The organism is Castellaniella defragrans (assembly GCF_014203015.1).
Taxonomy (GTDB): domain Bacteria; phylum Pseudomonadota; class Gammaproteobacteria; order Burkholderiales; family Burkholderiaceae_B; genus Castellaniella; species Castellaniella defragrans.
The window spans coordinates 78439-95449 of record NZ_JACHIB010000014.1; the positions used below are offsets into that span (position 1 = coordinate 78439).

The window sequence follows — 17011 nt, forward strand, 5'->3', positions numbered from 1 at the left end:
CCGCCGCCCCGCCTTCCCATCGGCCCGCCGGCCCGCCTTCCCGCCGCCCCGCATTATTTGAACTGATAATTATTATTGTTTAGAATTTCACCCTCATCCTGGCAGGATCCGCACGCCAACGCCAATCGCCTGCGCGCCGCTCCCGCCTCCGAGAGGAAATTCGCGTCGAAGCCGCCGCCGGGTCCAGAAGATCCGCCCGGGCCTTCCCCTCCCTTTCCGTTCCTCCACCGACCATCAAGCAGGAAAGACATGCGGAAATCGATCCATAGACTCCAGGCCTGGGCGGCGCTCGCTGCGACCGGGTGCCTGGCGCTGGCATCGGCCCCCGGCCATGCGCAGAACGCCGCGACGGATGCGGCCAACGCCGACGCCCCGGCGATCCGGTCCGGAAGCGCGGCGCCGGCGGCCCGGCCGGAGGCCGCCGGCGCAGGCGGCCGCGCCGTCGGCGAACTCGACGCGGTCACCGTCGTCGGCACCGTCGACGACCTGCAGGGCCTGGACTTCTACGCCCCCAATTCCAGCGCCGTGATCAGCGCCAAGGACATCGAGGCCCAAGGCGCCCGCAAGCTCGACGAGGCCCTGCAATACCAGGCGGGCATCCTCAGCGAACCCTTCGGCGCGGACAACAAGGTCGAGTGGTTCAAGATCCGCGGCTTCGACGCCTCCGTCTCGCTCGACGGCACGCCCACGACCCCGAACGGCTTCTTCGTCTGGAAGCCCGAGATCTTCGGCATCGAGTCGGTCGAAGTGCTCAAGGGGCCGAACTCCCTGGAATTCGGGGCCTCCGAGCCGGGCGGCGTGGTCAATCTGGTGACCAAGCGGCCCCACAAGGAAGAATCCCTGCGGATGAACGCCGAGGCCGGCCACCGCGGCCGCCTGGGCCTGGGCATCGACTACAACGGGCTCGCCAACGAGGCGGGCAGCGTCTACTACCGCATCGTCGCCCAGGCGCGCCGCGCCGACGGCATGCAGCGGCAGACGGACATGAAGAGCTACTACCTCGCGCCCAGCCTGACCATCGACTTCAGCGAGCGCACTTCTCTGACGCTGCTCGCCAGCATCCAGCGCGAGGACGGCCGCCCGACCAACGGCTTCCTGCCCGCCTACGGCACCGTCATCGGCACCCCCTACGGCAAGATCGACCGGCGCCTGAACGCGGGCGAACCCGGCTTCGACCACCTGAAGCGCACGCAGGCCAGCGCCGGCTGGCTGTTCAGCCACACGTTCGCCCCGGACTGGACCTTCATGCAGAACTACAGGTTCTCGCACCTGGACATCGACCAGCGCAACGTGTTCGCCTGGGGCTCCGACGGCAACCGCGAACTGCTGCGCGGCTATTCGCTCACCGACGGCAGCACCCGCAACCACTACATCGACAACCGCATCAAGGGCCGCGTGCGCCTGGGCGAGTCGGTGGAGATCCTGCCCGTCGTCGGCATCGACTACCTGAAGTCCGACACCTCGGGCAGCAACAACGGCTTCGGCTGGGTGCCGAACCTGGACATGTTCGATCCGGTCTACGGCCAGCCCTTCCCGCTCTCCGCGCCGCCCTACGAACTGCGCACCAACCAGCTCGGCCTGTACGCCGCCGCCCAGGCGCGCGTCGGCTCGCACTGGAACTTCAACGCCGGCATCCGCCACGACCGCGCCCGCAGCGACGGCATGATCGCCGGCGTCGACTCCGGCTACGACGTCAGCCGCAACAGCGTGAACGTCGGCGCCATGTACGTCAGCGACTACGGCGTCTCGCCCTACGTCAGCTATTCCGAATCGTTCAAGCCCATCGCCGGCGTCGACGGCTACGGCAACACCTACCAGCCCTACGTGGGGAAACAGAAGGAAGCCGGGATCAAGCTGGACCCCGACTGGCTGGGCGGCACCCTGACGCTCGCCTACTTCGACGTCGAGGAGCGCAACGCCCTGATCTCGGACGCGTCCAACATCCAGTCGCAAAGCGGCAAGCGCACCAACCGCGGCGTGGAACTGCAGGGCGATTTCGATCTCACGCCCGCCACCCGCCTCAGGGTGTCCTATACCTACAACCATTCGCGCCAGGACGTCAACGGCGGCCAGACGGTCCGCACGCCGCTGATTCCCCGGCACCAGGCCAGCCTCTGGCTGAGCCACCGCCTGGGCCTGCCCAACGGCGGCGCGCTCACGCTCGCGGCCGGCGCGCGCTACAACGGCCCGACCGAGGACCAGCAGTACTACCCCGGCGAGACCATTCCCGGCTACACCCTGTTCGACCTGATGGCGCGCTACCAGATCGACCGCAACTGGGCCGTGCAGCTGAACGCGCGCAACCTGGCCGACAAGACCTACGTCAGCGGCTGCGACTTCTACTGCTACTACGGCGGCGAACGCACCATCGACATGCAGCTCCAGTATCAATGGCGCTGAGCCCGGAGACCGCGCCGCATCGCCCCGCCGAGCCCGCCGCCTGGGCTTCGCGGGGCGTTTTCACGGTCGCCTTCCTCGGCATCGCCGCCGGCCTGCAGCTGGGCGACATGGGGCTGCAGGCCGTGTCGCTGTCCGCCATCCAGCGCAGTTTCGGCGTCGGCGACGCCGCCCTGGGCGCGCTGCAGGGCCTGGCCGGCGTCCTGATCGGCAGCGCGCTGGCGATCCCGCTGGCGCGCTTCTCGGACCGGTTCTCGCGCAAGCGGGTGCTGCTGTGGCTGATCGCCGCCTCGTCGGCCATGATGGCGCTGAGCGGGCTCGCACGCGACTTCCCGCTCTTTTTCATCGGCCGCTCGGCGGCGGGCATCACCGAATTCGCCATGGTCCCGCTGGTCTATTCCATGATTCCCGACCTCGCGCCGGAACGGCACCGGGTGGCGGCCAACCTCGGCTTCGCGGCCCTGGTGGCGGCCGGGGCGAGCGGCGGCTTCTATTTCAGCGGCGCCCTCCTGTCCGCGGCGGACGCGCTGTTCGCCCGGGACGCGGAACCCTGGCGCAAGGCCTTCCTGCTGCTCGGCCTGGCCGGCCTGCCGCTGCTGCTGCTCGGCACGCTCACCGCCGATCCCGCCCGGCGCACCGCGGCGGCGGATCTCGCGGCGGCCTCGTCGCTGCGCCTGTTCCTGCGGCTGCGCTGGCGGGCCGTCGGCCTGTTCGTCGGCACGGCCGGCTGCCTCATCACCGCGGTGCAGGCGCTCAACCAGCTGATCGCGCTGGCGCTGGAGCGCCGGTTCGGCGCGGCGCCCGGCGACATCGGCCACGCCATGGGCCTGATCATCCTGGCCACGAGCGTGGGCTGCCTGCCGGCGGCCGGGCTGCTGGACCGCGCTCTGGCCCGGCGCATCGGACAGGCGGCGCGCCCCCTCATCATGGGACTGTCGGTGATCGCGGCCATGCCGGTGCTCCTGCTGCTGGGTTCGGTGCGCACGCTCGACCACGCCTTCGTCGCCGCCGGGCTGTTCCTGTTCCTGACCTGCACGGCCAACGCCCTGGTGCCCACCATGCTGCAGGACCTGGCCCCCGCGCCGCTGAGGGCGCGCTGCTTCGCCATCTGGAGCTTCGTCGTCTCGCTGTTCGGCGCAGCCGGCCCGCTGCTCGCGGGCACGCTTTCGGACTGGCTGTTCGAGCGGCGCATGCTGGACGCCGCCGCCGCGGTCGCCCTGCCCGCGCTGGCCGTGTCGGCCGGCTGCGCCCTGCGCACCGTCCTGCGCGCGCGGCGGGAACGGGGACTGGCCGCCAGCCGTCCCGCCTAGGGACGGTCCGCGCCGCCGGGCGGCACCGGCACGCCCGCGCACCGGCAGGCGTAGGCCCAGAACAGCGCCGCCTGCGCGAACGCGCGGTCCCGGTCGTCGCTGCCCTGATGGCCGCTGTCCGGATCCAGCACCAGGATCGCCGGATTGCCGCCCGTCCCCCGATGGCGCACGTTCGCCACCAGCTTGGCCGGCTCCCAGTAGGGCACGCGGTCGTCCTTCAGCCCGGCCGTGCACAGCAGGGGCGGATAGGCGGCCCGGCCGACGTTCTCGCAGGGCGAGATCGCGGCGATCCAGTCGTAGGCCGCGGGATCGGCCAGCGGATCGCCCCAGTCCGGCCGCAGCAGCGGCACCAGCGGGTGGCCGGCGTCGCTCATGGTGTTGAGCATGTCCACGAAAGGCACCTGGGCGATCACGCCCGCCCACAGCTCCGGCGCCTCGTTCATGGCGCCGCAGACCAGCAGCCCGCCGGCCGACACGCCGTGGGCCACGATCCGGCCGGGCGCGGCGTAGCCGATCTCCACCAGGTGGCGCGCGCAGGCGATGAAATCGGTCATGGAATTGCGCTTGCGCCCGCGGCATCCGTCCCGGTACCAGCGCGCGCCTTTCTCCGAGCCGCCGCGCACGTGCGCGATGGCATGGCGGAATCCCGCATCGACCAGCACGGCCGCCGGCCAGGAGAAATCGGGTTCCCGGGCGATGCCGTAGGCGCCGTAGCCCGTCAGCAGCAGGGGCTGCGGCCCCCGCGCATCCCGGCGGGACAGCACGGTGACGGGAACCATCTCTCCGTCGGGCGCCCGCGCCTCCAGGCGCTCGACGCGGTACGCAGCCGGATCGAAGCCGCGCGGATCGGCCCGCCCCGCCTCCTCGCACCGTCCGCTCGCCAGGTCCACGTCCAGCCAGCGCGGCGGGCTGGCCGGCGTCTGGCGCATGATGCGCACCCGCTTCGCGCCATATGGCTGGGAAGCGGCGAGTTCGAGGCTGCAGGCGGGCTCGTCGAAGCCGATGGGGGTTTCGCGCCCGTCGGGATGCATCAGCACGAGGCGGAGCAGGCCGTCCACGCGTTCCAGCCGCGCCAGCGCCTCGGCGAAGGGCCGGACCGCGACGACAGGCACGCCGGGGCGGTGGGGCACCAGTTCGTCGCGCACGGCCAGCGTGGCGGGATCGAGACGCAGCAGCTTGCGGTCGAACGCGCCGTCCGCATCGGTCAGCATCAGCAGGGCGCCGTTCCACTCGTCCACCTCGTAGCGCACGCCCCGCCGGCGCGGCCGCACCGGCCGGGGCGGCTCCGTCTCGGCGTCGGCGGCGATCAGGCGCACCTCGCCGGTGTCCGGGCCGGCCAGCGTCAGCGCCACGAAGCGGCCGGCGGCCGTGCGCGCCACGCGCATGAAGATCGCGGGATCGCGCTCCTCGTGGACCAGCACCGGCTCGCCGCCCTCGACCGGGGACCGGTACAGGCGCGCGGGGCGGCTGTGCGCGTCGCGCCAGATCCAGAACAGGTAGCGGGACGAGGGCGAAAAGGCGAAGCCGCCGTAGCCGAACGCGTCGGACGCCACCAGGGTGCGGAGGGCGCCGCTCTCCGTGTCGAGCACGCAGATCCGGTGGCGGTCGTCGCCGACCACGTCCTCCGCCCAGGCGAAATAGCGGTCGTCCGGGCTGGGCTGATGGTCGGTCGCGCGGTAGTAGGCATGGCCGCCGGCGCGCGCGGCCTCGTCGAGCAGGCGCTGCGTCCGCCCGTCCACGCCGGTGCGCGCAAAGACGCGATGCGCGCCGCCCTCGGGCACCGCGGCGTGGTAGCGCCAGCCCGCGGGCGAGTCGGACAGCGGCTCGCGGACCTCCGGCGCGCCGCCCGCCAGGCGCTCGTAAAACCACCGGACGGCGGGCTCCAGGGGACCGAGGACGTCCCGCGCATATCGCATCTCGGCTTCCAGGTGCGCGCGCAATCGCGGCGGCAGGGTGTCCAGCGTGCGCGTGCCGGCGGCGGGAACGAACCGCATCCAGGCATAGGCGTCGGTGCGCACGCGCCCGAGCTGGCGGATTTCATGGGGTTCGCGGGGCGCGACGGGAGGAGCGGTCGCGGGCCAGGCGGCGGGACGGAACGATGCGGCAGAGGACATGATCGGGAGGCGGAATCCCGCCGGGCGGCCCGGCGAGGCGGCGGTCCGCACCCCGGCTGGAGCGGCCCGCCTACTTCAAACTTATCATTCTTTCATAATTCCCACACAATTTGAACTACGAACAATTCTTGTTTAGAATTCCATCCCTAATTGAGAATTATTTTCATGGTATTTACCATTTCAGGGAGATTTTGCGTGGAAGACACTCTAGAGTCCCGGACGGGCAAGCTGGCCGGCGGCCTGGCCACGGCGCTGGCCACCCCCGGCCTGTTCCTGCTGCCGCAGGCCGCCCAGGCCCAGAACACGGACCCGGCCCAGCTCAGCCCCATCAAGGTCCAGGGCGAAAGGCCGGAACCCTTCCTGGTGAAGGAATCCGCCTCCGAGAAGTTCACCGCGCCCGTGCTGGACACGGCCAAATCCCTGCAAATCATCCCCAAGGAACTGATCCAGAGCCAGGCCGCCACCACGCTGACCGACGTGCTGCGCAATTCCCCGGGCATCACCTTCGGCGCCGGCGAAGGCGGCAACCCCCTGGGCGACCGCCCCTTCATCCGCGGCTATGACGCCCAGTCCAGCACCTTCGTCGACGGCATGCGCGACATCGGAGCCGCTTCCCGCGAGGTCTTCAACCTGGAACAGGTCGAGGTCATCAAGGGCGCGGACGGCGCCTACGCGGGCCGCGGCGGCGCGGGCGGCAGCATCGACCTGATCAGCAAGACCGCCAAGCTGCGCGACTTCACCGACGTGTCGGCCGGATTCGGCACCGCCAAGTATTTCCGCCAGACCGTGGACAGCAACTGGCAGCTGGGCGAATCCACCGCCTTCCGCCTGAACGCCATGAACCACAGCCAGGACGTCGATGGCCGGGATGCCGTGGACTACAAGCGCTGGGGCGTGGCGCCGACGATCTCCTTCGGCCTGGGCACGCCCACGCGCGTGTCGCTGAGCTACTACCACATGGAATCGGACGATACGCCCGACGGCGGGATTCCGTACACGATCTCCCCCAAGGGCTCCAGCGATCCGGATTTCCATCGCAGCCCGATCACCAGCGTGGACCGCGACAACTTCTACGGCCTGGACAGCGACTACCGCCGCACGCGCAACGACATGGGCACGCTGCTGGCCGAGCACGACTTCAGCGACCGCCTGACCCTGCGCAACCGGACCCGCTATACGCGCGGCACGCAGCGGTACGTCTGGACGCAGCCGGACGACAGCCAGGGCAATGTGAACAAGGGCATGGTCTGGCGCCGCACCAATACGCGCGACAGCCGCGTCAGCACCTGGGCCAACCAGACGGAACTGCAGGGCGAATTCCAGACCGGCCAGCTGAAGCACCGTTTCCTGACGGGGCTCGAACTGTCGGTGGAAGATGCGCGTTCGGACAGCCTGAACGTGGACCGCGGCAACAGCAAGTGCCCCGCCGGCATCGGCGCGGCCGGCAACTACACCTGCACCAGCCTCTACGACCCGAACCCGGGCGATCCCTGGGTCAATCCGCTGAACGGCGGCCCCAAGGGCACCCCCACCTACACCCGCACCCTGACCAAGTCGATCTACGGCTTCGATACCATCGAATTCAACGAACATTGGCAGACGACGCTGGGGCTGCGCGTGGATGACTACGCCACGCATCGGGACCCCACGGGCGGAGACCGCGTCGACCGCCACGACACCCTGTTCAACTACCAGCTCGGCCTGGTCTACAAGCCGGCCCCCAACGGCAGCATCTACGTGTCCTACGGCACCTCGTCCACCCCGGCGGGCGCCACCATGGGCGAAGGCAGCGAAACGCAGGGCCTGACCCCGGGACGTGGCGGCGTGGGCCTGAATGCCGCCGATCTGGCGCCGGAAAAGAACCGCACCATGGAACTGGGCACCAAGTGGGACGTCCTGGATGGGCGCCTGGGCCTGACCGCCGCCGTGTTCCGCGTCGAGACGACCAATGCGCGCATCACCCTGCCCGACAACACCTACGCCATGGCGGGCGACAAGCGCGTGGACGGCTTCGAGCTGGGCGCATCCGGCAACATCACGCCGGAATGGCAGGTCTATGCGGGCTACACCTACCTGAAGAGCCGCATCGGCGACAGCGGCAAGAACAGCGCATACGAGGGCAACGTCTTCCCCAATACGCCGGAAAGCAGCTTCAGCCTGTGGAACACCTACGACTTCACGCCGCAGTTCACGGCCGGCGTCGGCGCCTACTTCGTGGACAAGCAATACGGCAACGAGGCCAATACCGTCAGCATCCCGTCCTACTGGCGCTTCGACGCCATGGCCAGCTACCGGTTCAGCAAGACGGTTGACCTGCAGGTCAACGTGAACAACCTGTTCAACAAGACCTACTACGACAAGGCCTACCCGTCGCACTACGCCTCCATCGCTCCGGGACGCTCGGCCGTCGCCACGGTGAACCTGCACTTCTGACCGTGGACAGCGCCGCGCTGGACAGCCGCGCCATCAACCAGGCCTCTCCGGAGGCCCTGGCGGCCGACCTGCAACGCATCCTGGCCGGCCCGCCCGAACAGGCGGCCGCGACGCTGCGCGCGGCCGCCGAGGGCGGCGTCGTCCAGGCGCAGCTGGTGTACGGCCAATGGCTGCTGGACGGCCGGGGCGTCGCCCGCGACCCGGCCCAGGCCGTGCAGTGGTTCGAGCACGCCAGCCGCAAGGGCGAGCCCATGGCCCTGAACATGCTGGGCCAGTGCCACGCCCACGGCTGGGGCGTTCCGGCCAACCCCCTGCTGGCCGCGTACTGGTTCCGCCTGGCGGCCCTGGGCGGCCTGGACTGGGGCATGTACAACTACGCCACCGCCCTGGCCCTGGGCCAGGGCATCCCCGCGGACCGCGCCGCCGCGCTGGACTGGTTCCGCAAGGCGGCCGCGCTGGGCCACGCCAAATCCAGCAACATGATCGGCAGCTTCCACGAGGACGGCTGGGTCGTGGACCGCGACGAGGACGCCGCCCTGGCGCACTATCTGCGGGCGGCGCAGGGCGGCGACTTCCGCGGCCGCTTCAACGCCGCCCGCCTGCTCGTCGCGCGCGGCCGGCCGGACCAGGCCCTGCCCTGGCTGGAGCGGGTCCCGGACACCGCCACCCCGGCCTTTCTGCGCAAGGCGGCCGCCTGGCTGCGGGCCTGGATCGAACCCGAAGACCGGGCCGCGCCAGCGCTCGCTGCCGAAACCGCCGATTCGATCCGGCGCCTGATCCGGATCTACGAGCGGCATCCGGGCACGCCTCCGCCCGGCGCGGGGATCGCCGGCCCGCGGACCTGACTTTCGCCGCCCGCGCCCAACACCCGACCCGAACGCCGCCATGCTGATCTCCATCCCCGACCTGCTGTCCCCCGACGAAGTGCGGCAATGCCGCGCCGCCCTGGAGGCCGCGCCGTGGACGGACGGCCGCCGGACGGCGGGCCATGTCGCGGCCCACATCAAGGCCAACCGCCAGCTGGCCCTGGACGACCCCACGGGCCGGCGGATCGGCGAGCACATCGTTCAGGCGCTGAGCCGGCACCCCGTCTTCCAGTCCGCCGCCCTGCCCGCGCGCATCCTGCCGCCGCGCTTCAACCGCTACGAAGGCGGCGAGCACTACGGCTTCCACATCGACAACGCCATCTTCCAGGTGCCCGGGACGCCGGAGCGCATCCGCACCGACGTGTCCACCACGGTGTTCTTCAGCGACCCCGACGAATACGAGGGCGGCGAGCTGGTCATCCAGGACACCTACGGCGAACAGCGCGTCAAGCTGCCCGCCGGCCACGCCGTGGTCTACCCCGGCACCAGCCTGCACCGCGTCACCCCCGTCACCCGGGGCGTGCGCTACGGTTCGTTCTTCTGGACCCAGAGCCTGGTGCGCGACGACGGCCGCCGCGCCCTGCTGCTGCAGCAGGACGTCGCCATCCAGCGCCTGATCCAGGCCGGCGCCGACCCCGAAACCGTCGCCCAGCTCACCGGCGTCTATCACAACCTGCTGCGCCTGTGGTCGGAGCCGTAAGGCGCCGACCCCGCCCCCGCCCTCCATGCCGCCGCGGCCGATGCGGCACGGCCGCGGGGATCCGCTTTCTAGGAATACTGTTTTTTAGTATCATCCAAAATGGAAATCCGGCATCGCAAGACCCTGGCGCTCATCTTCTCCAAACCCATCCCTGCAGGGGTGAAATGGGCCGACGCCAAGGCGCTGCTGACCGAACTGGGCGCGGAGATCACCGAGCGCGAAGGTTCCCGCGTCTCGATCTTCCTGCTCGGGCAGATGAGGGTCCTGCACCGGCCCCATCCCTCGCCGGACATGGACAAGGGCGCCATCGCCTCCCAGCGCCGGTGGCCCGCAGCACACGGAGTACGGCCATGAAAAACGTCATGACGATCGGCGGCCACCAGGCCGCCATCACCTACGATCCGGACCTGGAAATGTTCCGCGGCGAATTCGTCGGACTCAACGGCGGGGCCGATTTCTATGCGGCCGACATCGCCGGACTGCGCCAGCAGGGCGAACAGTCGCTCCAGGTCTTCCTGGACGAATGCGGGCGGCGCGGGATCGAGCCGCGCAAGCACTACTCCGGCCGGTTCGTGCTGCGCGTCGCCCCCGGCCTCCACGAGGCCGCCGCCCTGGCCGCCGCCGCCCGGGGAGAAAGCCTGAACCAATGGGTGTCCGGCATACTCCAGGAAGCGCTGGAGCACGCCCACGCCCCGGCCTAATGCCGCAGCCGGAACCAGTTCAGCACCGCGTCCAGCGGGCTGTGATCCAGGGCGAAGCGCGCCTGGGCGCGCACCACGGGCTTGGCCCGGTAGGCCACTGAATAGAACGCCTGCGCCATCATCGGCAGGTCGTTGGAGCCATCCCCCAGCACGATGATCTGCTCGGGCGCCGCGCCCGTGGACTGCGCCAGCGCGCGCACGTGGGCCGCCTTGGCGGCGCCGTCGACGATGTCGCCCAGCACCCGGCCCGTCAGCACGCCGTCCGCGACCTCCAGGGTGTTCGCATGGGCCTCGTCCAGCGCCAGCCCGCGGCGCAGGCGCTCGGTGAAGAAAGTGAATCCGCCGGACACCAGGAGGGTCTTCAGGCCATGGGCGCGGGCGACCTCGATCAGGCGCTCGGCCCCCGGGTTCAGCCGCAGGCGCTGGGTGAAGACCTGCTCCAGCGCGGTTTCCGGCACGCCGCGCAGCAGCGCCACGCGGCGGCGCAGGCTTTCGGCGAAATCCTTGATCTCGCCGCGCATGGCCGCCTCGGTGATGGCGGCGACCTCGGCCTTGCGGCCCACGGCGTCGGCGATCTCGTCGATGCACTCGATGTTGACCAGGGTGGAATCCATGTCCATGGCCAGTACCCGGCAGTCCGCCAGGCGATGCACCGTGTCCAGCCAGGCCGCGTCCATGCGCGCGGCCGCGGCCTGCGCCAGGGCCTCGTCCCGGCAGTCCGGATCCACGTCCAGCAGGCGCACGGCGGTGGGTCCCAGCTCCTGGACCCCGCTCGCGCAGGCCACGGCCGCGAGCCGTTCGATATCCGCCGCCGACAGGCGCGGCGCCTGCAGGATGATGTGTGCCATATGGAGGTCCTTGGAAATCAGCGCGGCCATTTTACCGTCTGCACACGACCTGCCTCGCGCCGTAGCCCGCCTCGGATTCAGAGCACGGCTTCCAGTCCCTTGCGCTCGATGAGATCGAGCAATTTTCGCGATGGGCCGCTGGGGCGCTTGTCACCCACCTCCCATTTTCGGACGGTAGATGCGCTGGTATTGAGAACCGAGGCCAGAACGGCCTGACTCAGTTGCAAACGCTCGCGCAGCGCCTTGATTCTGGCGGCATCGTAGTTCCGCACCGGTTCCAGGCACAGCACGTCGTATTTCCGCATCTTGCGCTTGTCGATGAACCCCAGGCGATGCAGATCACTGGCGCCTTCATGCACCGCATCCATCATGCGGCTCCTGGATCGGGCTTTTTCAGTCATCGGTGATCTCCAGCAAGGCGCCGTCGGCTACGGCTGCATCCAGATGCGCGGCGGAGAGCAGCAACAAGTCAGCAGCGTAGGCCTGCAGGGCCTGCAATTCATCGCCACCGATGTTGTCCCGCTCGCTCTTCTCGAAGCCGAACAGGAAGAACCAGCGGTTGCCCTTGTTGGTGGCGACCAGCGTTCTCGCCCCACCTCGCTTGCCGCGCCCGGCCAGTCCGATGCGTTTCTTCACCACGCCACCGCCAAGATCGGTGTCGATCAATCCGGCTGTCATTTCCTGGACAGCCTTGCGCAAAGCGGCATCGCTCAATGCCGTCTTGCGCACCCAGCGCTGGAAGTGGCGGGTTTTGAAGATGCGCATCGCTTCCCCATAGCATACCACTCAGTGGCATTATTCATTCACGATGTCCATGACTGCAACAGTCCGGAAACCATGATGCGGACTCCGACGCCGAGTCGAAAGGCAATCGGACCGGTTTTGATCGTGTTTGCCACTGCGGGGAAATACGGGCTGCGGGTCAGGACATGCCCTCCCACCCCGCCCCCGGCGACTCTGTGGCATTCTTCAGGCTTCACGTCACGACACCGGTGCCTCGCCCATGACCGCTCCCCTCTGCGCCCAGGACTATGCCGAACTCGCCCGCGCGCGCCTGGACCCGGCGACCTGGGCCTGGCTGGAATCCGGCGGCGCGGACGAATGCACGACCCGGGCCAATCTCGACGCCTGGCCGGCCCTGCGGCTGCGCGGCCGCGTGCTGCGGCCGCTGGCCGGCGCCCATACCCGCCTGGAACTGGGCGGCCAGGCCCTGGCGCATCCGATCCTGATCGCCCCCACCGCCTGGCACGGCCTGGTCCATGCGGACGGCGAGACCGCCACCGCCCTGGCCGCCGCGGCCACCGGCACGCCCTACGTCCTGAGCGCGCAGTCCGGCACCGCCATCGAAGCCCTGGCCGCGCTGCCCGAGCCGCCCCTGCTGTGGTTCCAGTTCTATGCCCAGGTCCGCCGCGAGGACACCCTGGCCCTGGCGGCGCGCGCCCTGCGGGCCGGCGCCCGCGCCCTGGTGCTGACCGTGGACGCGCCCGTCAACGGCGTGCGCAACGCCGAGCAGCGCAGCGGCTTCCGGCCGCCGGCGCACATCCGCAGCGTGCACCTGGAAGGCCTTTCGCCGCCCGCCGCCCGGCCGGCGCCCGCCGGCGGCAGCCCGCTGTTCGGCAGCGGCCTGCTGGAATCCGTTCCCACCTGGGACGACGTGGCCCGGCTGCGCGAACACCTGCCCGCCGGCACGCCGCTGTGGCTCAAGGGCGTGCTGGACCCCGAGGACGCGCGCCTGGCCCTGGCGCACGGCATCGACGGCCTGATCGTGTCCAACCACGGAGGCCGCTGCCTGGACACCCTGCCGTCCACCTGCGAGGCCCTGCCGGCCGTGGCGCGGGCCGTGGCGGGCCGCATCCCCCTCCTGGCCGACGGTGGCATCCGGCGCGGCACGGACATCCTCAAGGCGCTGGCGCTGGGTGCCCGGGGCGTGCTGATCGGCCGGCCCGCGCTGCATGCCCTGGCGGCGGGCGGCGCGCCCGCCCTGGCGCACCTGATCCAGGTGCTGCGCGGGGAACTGGAAGTGGCGATGGCCCTGACGGGCTGCCGCACGCTGGCCGACATCGGGCCTTCGGTGCTCGCCGCGCCGCCACCCCGATGAAAGCAAGACCCGGTACGCGGAAAGGCCTCCATGGAAGGTCTCTGTACAAATCATCACATCCGTAGTAACTTTTCACGCTTTGCTGGCCAGGATCCTCGTTACCCATCTGTTGTTACTAATTTATTAGTAAATTGCTCAAAGGGGTTGTCCATGCCTCCCGGTCTGTGCACTTGCCGGCCCGCGCTGCAGCTGGCCGCGTGTTTCTGCCTCCTCCTGCTCATCGTCACCCTGGGCGGCGTCAGCCTCTGGCACATGCGCGCCAGCCGGCCCCTGGAGGCGCAGGCCCGGCAGCACGCCCTGGCCGCCTCGCTGGCCGACACCCTGGCGCAGCAGATCGAGTTCGGCCACAGCCAGGCCAGGGCCTACGTCCAGGTCGCCGAGCCCGCCGCCCGCACCTTCTACCAGTCCAATCTGTAGGGCATCGCGCAGAGCAATGCCGCCCTGCAGACGCAGCTGGCTTCGCTGCTGCCGCAAGGCGAAGCGCACCCCCTGTTCCAGGCCCTGCTGCAGGCCCGCCAGCCCTACGTCGCCGATGTGGAAGCCGCCCTCGAACTCCTGCCCCGCCACCCCGCGCAGGCCAGCCGGCTGATCGCCAGCGAACACACGAGCGAAAGGGAAAAAACCTACCAGGACAGCGCCGCGGCGCTCGCCGCCTACCATCAACGCCTGGCGTCCGAACTGGGCATCCAGGCGGCGGACATCGGCCAGATCAGCCTGTGCAGCCTCATCGCCAACAGCCTGATCGCGCTCGCCCTGACCGCCGGCATCACCTGGCGCGGCATCCGCGCCCTCGAACGGGGCCAGGGTGCCAACCCGCCGGAAGGGCCATCCGATCACCTGCCGCGGCCGAAGCAGGCCGGGCGCATCCAGCAGCAGCTGGCCGCGTACCTGGCCCGCCTCGGCACCAGCCCGGCCGCCGAAGCGGAAGTCTGCGAGCAGCGGCGGGCGTCCTTCCGGGTGCGGGTTCCCCGGCAGCATCCGGCCACGTTCACGATTCTCGACCCCACCATCCCGGTGTTCAACGTCTGCCTGCCGCTGTACGACCTCGGCACCGGCGGGCTGCGCCTGGTGGATAAGGACGACCGCCTGGGCGAGCTACTCGGCCACACCGTGCACGGGCGGCTCGACTTCCCCGACGGCCCCTCCGTCCAGGTGGACTGCCTGCTCCTGCGGGCCCGGGAAGCGCTGCGCGACGGCCGCCACACGGTCAACACGGCGGCGGCGCAGTTGCAGGATCTCGCCCCGCCCCAGCTGGTCGCCATCCAGCAGTACATCGACCGGATCGAGCGCCAGCTGCTGCAGCGCGCCCAGGCATTGAGCCGGCAATGAGCCAGAAATGAGTCAGTGGACCCAGCGGCCGTCCCGCCCAGTTCTCCCGCTCCGCGAGGACCGGAGCGCCAGGGCGGCGCAAGGCGCTGCGCCCCGCGAAGTCCAAGCTCTCGGGCGGATTCAGGCGTGCCGGCGGCGCAGCATGTAGCGCCAGACGAAACCGGGGTAGCCCAGCACCAGGAACAGGGCCAGGGTCACGGCATAGAACTCCCAGCGCTGGGGAAAGGCGTTGCCCAGGTTCAATTCCAGGGCGAAGCCCAGCGTGCCGACCAGCACGTAGCCCACCAGGACTTCCAGCAGGCGGTCGAAGAAGGACTTGGCGCCCGCGCCGTGCGGCCGGACGCCCGAATGGCGCGCCGCGGCGGCGCCAGCCGCAGTATCCGCGGACGCGCCCGCCGCCGGCCGGCGCCAGCCCGGCAGGGCCAGCAGCAGGCCGGCCGCCAGCAGGCTCGCCAGCAGTTTCAGGAAGAACAGCCCCGCCGTCGCGCCGCCGCCGGCGAAGGTCCCGCCCACCAGCTTGAGCGTGCCCCAGCACCACAGCGCCATCCCCGCCAGGAAGGCCAGGCCCAGGCCCCAGCGCGCCAGGCCGGACAGCGCGCCGTCCGGCGCCCAGGGCCAGGGCGCCAGCCGCCGCTCCAGCAGGAACGGCAGGTTGGCCATGACCAGGGCGCAGAGAATGACGATCCAGACCGCCGCCGTCAGGGACATGAAGACGGGCGCCCGGTCAGAAGGCCAGAGACTGGCGGATGACGTCCACGCACAGCGACATCAGGCCGCCCGGCAGGATCCCCAGGCCGATCACCAGCAGGCCGTTGACGGACATCACGCCGCGCGTGGCCAGCGTGCCCGAACCCAGCGTGACGCTGTCCTCGGGCTCGTCGAAATAGGCCATCTTCACCACGCGCAGGTAGTAGAAGGCGCCAATCAGCGAGCACATCACCGCGAACACCGCCAGCCAGACGTGGCCGGCGCCGACCACGGCCTGCAGCACCACCAGCTTGGCGTAGAAGCCCGACAGCGGCGGGATGCCCGCCAGCGAGAACATAGACAGCAGCAGCACGCCGGCCAGCAGCGGATTGCGGCGGTTCAGGCCCTTGAGGTCCGAGATCTCCTCGCACTCGAAGCCCTGGCGCGACAGCAGCAGGATCAGGCCGAAGGTGGACAGCGTGGTCAGCACGTAGATGACCACGTAGAACAGCGAGGAGCCGTAGGCCGCGGCGCTGGCGCCGGCCTGGCCCTCGTACACGCCCGACAGCAGGCCCAGGAACACGAAGCCCATCTGGCCGATGGTCGAGTAGGCCAGCATGCGCTTGAAGTTGGTCTGGGCGATGGCGACGATGTTGCCGATGGCCAGCGACAGCACGGCCAGGATCAGCAGCATCGGCTGCCAGTCCACCGCGATGCCGTGCAAGGCCTCGATCAGCAGGCGCAGCGTGATGACGAAGGCGGCGAACTTGGGCGCCGTGCCCACCAGCAGCGTGACGGTGGTCGGCGCGCCCTGGTAGACGTCGGGCGTCCACATGTGGAAGGGCGCGGCCGTCAGCTTGAAGGCCAGGCCCGAGACGATGAACACCACGCCGAACACCAGCGGCATGCGGTCGGCGCCGCCGTCGCGGATCACCTGGGCGATCTCGACCAGGCCAAGCTGGCCGGTGGCGCCGTAGATCATGGACATGCCGTAGAGCAGGATGCCGGAAGCCAGGCAGCCCAGCACGTAGTACTTCATCGCGGCCTCGACCGAGGCCAGGTGATCGCGGCGCAGGGCCACCAGGCCGTACAGGGCGAAGGACATCAGCTCCACGCCCAGGTACACCGTCAGCATGCTGCCGGCCGAGATCATGACGAACTCGCCCAGCAGGGTGAGCAGCGCCAGGGAATACATCTCGCCGCCGCGCGCCACCATGTCGCGCTTCTCGGCATAGGCGCGGCCGTAGATCAGCGTCACGCCCACGGCGATGGCCGACAGGATCTTCAGGAAATGGCCCAGCGAATCGGCCACGTACAGGCTGCTGAAGGTGCGGCCCTGCGTGGCTTCGCCCCACTGCCCCCAGGACACCAGGATGACGACCAGCAGCGTGCCCATGGTCAGCATGAAGGTCATGCGCCGGCTGGGCTCGTTGCCGAAGGCGTCGATCAGCAGCACGGCTCCGGTCAGCACCAGCAGCACGATCTCGGGAGTCGCCAGCGCGAAGTCGAAAAGATTTTGCATAGTGGT

16 protein-coding genes are annotated in these 17011 nt (G+C 70.0%); 10 read left to right on the forward strand and 6 right to left on the reverse strand.

All coding sequences use genetic code 11. From position 1 onward, the window contains the following. The first annotated feature begins 249 nt into the window (after positions 1-249). Together HNR28_RS12345 and HNR28_RS12350 are read left to right on the forward strand one after the other, a co-directional pair. A complete protein-coding gene (locus HNR28_RS12345; protein WP_084330522.1) occupies positions 250-2400 on the forward strand; it encodes a TonB-dependent siderophore receptor in 2151 nt (716 codons plus the stop codon). Next, the gene (locus tag HNR28_RS12350) at positions 2391-3707 is read left to right on the forward strand and encodes an MFS transporter (protein WP_151024060.1); all 1317 of its coding nucleotides are present in this window, start codon (positions 2391-2393) and stop codon (positions 3705-3707) included. Before HNR28_RS12345 ends, HNR28_RS12350 begins: the two co-directional genes overlap by 10 nt. Here the strand turns inward: HNR28_RS12350 and HNR28_RS12355 are convergent. Beyond that, on the reverse strand, positions 3704-5821 hold the full coding sequence (locus HNR28_RS12355; RefSeq protein ID WP_151024061.1) for a S9 family peptidase: 2118 nt from the start codon (positions 5819-5821) through the stop codon (positions 3704-3706). The two genes, HNR28_RS12350 and HNR28_RS12355, sit on opposite strands and share 4 nt — an antisense overlap. 195 nt (positions 5822-6016) lie before the next feature. Here HNR28_RS12355 and HNR28_RS12360 point away from each other — a divergent pair, with 195 nt between their 5' ends. From HNR28_RS12360 to HNR28_RS12380, 5 genes are all read left to right on the forward strand, one after another. Then, positions 6017-8254, forward strand: a complete 2238-nt coding sequence (locus HNR28_RS12360) for a TonB-dependent receptor (RefSeq protein WP_249043879.1) — start codon at positions 6017-6019, stop codon at positions 8252-8254. A 2-nt stretch (positions 8255-8256) separates the two neighbouring features. Continuing rightward, positions 8257-9099, forward strand: a complete 843-nt coding sequence (locus HNR28_RS12365; protein ID WP_409360331.1) for a tetratricopeptide repeat protein — start codon at positions 8257-8259, stop codon at positions 9097-9099. Between the two features lie 40 nt (positions 9100-9139). Next, on the forward strand, positions 9140-9820 hold the full coding sequence (locus HNR28_RS12370; protein ID WP_151024063.1) for a Fe2+-dependent dioxygenase: 681 nt from the start codon (positions 9140-9142) through the stop codon (positions 9818-9820). Positions 9821-9919: 99 nt separating this feature from the next. Continuing rightward, on the forward strand, positions 9920-10174 hold the full coding sequence (locus tag HNR28_RS12375; protein ID WP_151024064.1) for a type II toxin-antitoxin system HicA family toxin: 255 nt from the start codon (positions 9920-9922) through the stop codon (positions 10172-10174). Further along, the gene (locus HNR28_RS12380; RefSeq protein WP_151024065.1) at positions 10171-10521 is read left to right on the forward strand and encodes a type II toxin-antitoxin system HicB family antitoxin; all 351 of its coding nucleotides are present in this window, start codon (positions 10171-10173) and stop codon (positions 10519-10521) included. The genes HNR28_RS12375 and HNR28_RS12380 overlap by 4 nt, the downstream gene beginning before the upstream one ends. On the opposite strand, the gene serB is transcribed toward HNR28_RS12380, so the two are convergent. The 3 genes from serB to HNR28_RS12395 all read right to left on the reverse strand — a co-directional run bounded on the left by serB (position 10518) and on the right by HNR28_RS12395 (position 12134). Beyond that, a complete protein-coding gene (gene serB / locus HNR28_RS12385; protein ID WP_043685896.1) occupies positions 10518-11369 on the reverse strand; it encodes a phosphoserine phosphatase SerB in 852 nt (283 codons plus the stop codon). The two genes, HNR28_RS12380 and serB, sit on opposite strands and share 4 nt — an antisense overlap. A gap of 77 nt (positions 11370-11446) precedes the next feature. Then, positions 11447-11770, reverse strand: a complete 324-nt coding sequence (locus HNR28_RS12390) for a helix-turn-helix domain-containing protein (protein ID WP_043680736.1) — start codon at positions 11768-11770, stop codon at positions 11447-11449. Continuing rightward, a complete protein-coding gene (locus tag HNR28_RS12395; protein WP_043680734.1) occupies positions 11763-12134 on the reverse strand; it encodes a type II toxin-antitoxin system RelE/ParE family toxin in 372 nt (123 codons plus the stop codon). Before HNR28_RS12395 ends, HNR28_RS12390 begins: the two co-directional genes overlap by 8 nt. A gap of 238 nt (positions 12135-12372) precedes the next feature. Here HNR28_RS12395 and HNR28_RS12400 point away from each other — a divergent pair, with 238 nt between their 5' ends. The 3 genes from HNR28_RS12400 to HNR28_RS12410 all read left to right on the forward strand — a co-directional run bounded on the left by HNR28_RS12400 (position 12373) and on the right by HNR28_RS12410 (position 14796). Beyond that, complete coding sequence (locus HNR28_RS12400; protein WP_151024066.1) at positions 12373-13467, forward strand: alpha-hydroxy acid oxidase; 1095 nt, start codon at positions 12373-12375, stop codon at positions 13465-13467. 150 nt (positions 13468-13617) lie between these two features. Beyond that, positions 13618-13884, forward strand: coding sequence for a hypothetical protein (locus HNR28_RS12405; protein ID WP_151024067.1), 267 nt, complete (start codon positions 13618-13620; stop codon positions 13882-13884). Positions 13885-14001: 117 nt separating this feature from the next. After that, a complete protein-coding gene (locus tag HNR28_RS12410; protein WP_151024068.1) occupies positions 14002-14796 on the forward strand; it encodes a PilZ domain-containing protein in 795 nt (264 codons plus the stop codon). A gap of 120 nt (positions 14797-14916) precedes the next feature. Here HNR28_RS12410 and HNR28_RS18860 read toward each other — a convergent pair whose 3' ends face one another. Both HNR28_RS18860 and nuoN read right to left on the reverse strand, forming a co-directional pair. Then, the gene (locus HNR28_RS18860; RefSeq protein ID WP_244978289.1) at positions 14917-15504 is read right to left on the reverse strand and encodes a DUF2818 family protein; all 588 of its coding nucleotides are present in this window, start codon (positions 15502-15504) and stop codon (positions 14917-14919) included. Between the two features lie 16 nt (positions 15505-15520). Continuing rightward, on the reverse strand, positions 15521-17005 hold the full coding sequence (gene nuoN / locus HNR28_RS12420) for an NADH-quinone oxidoreductase subunit NuoN (protein ID WP_151024069.1): 1485 nt from the start codon (positions 17003-17005) through the stop codon (positions 15521-15523). Between the last annotated feature and the right edge of the window lie 6 nt (positions 17006-17011).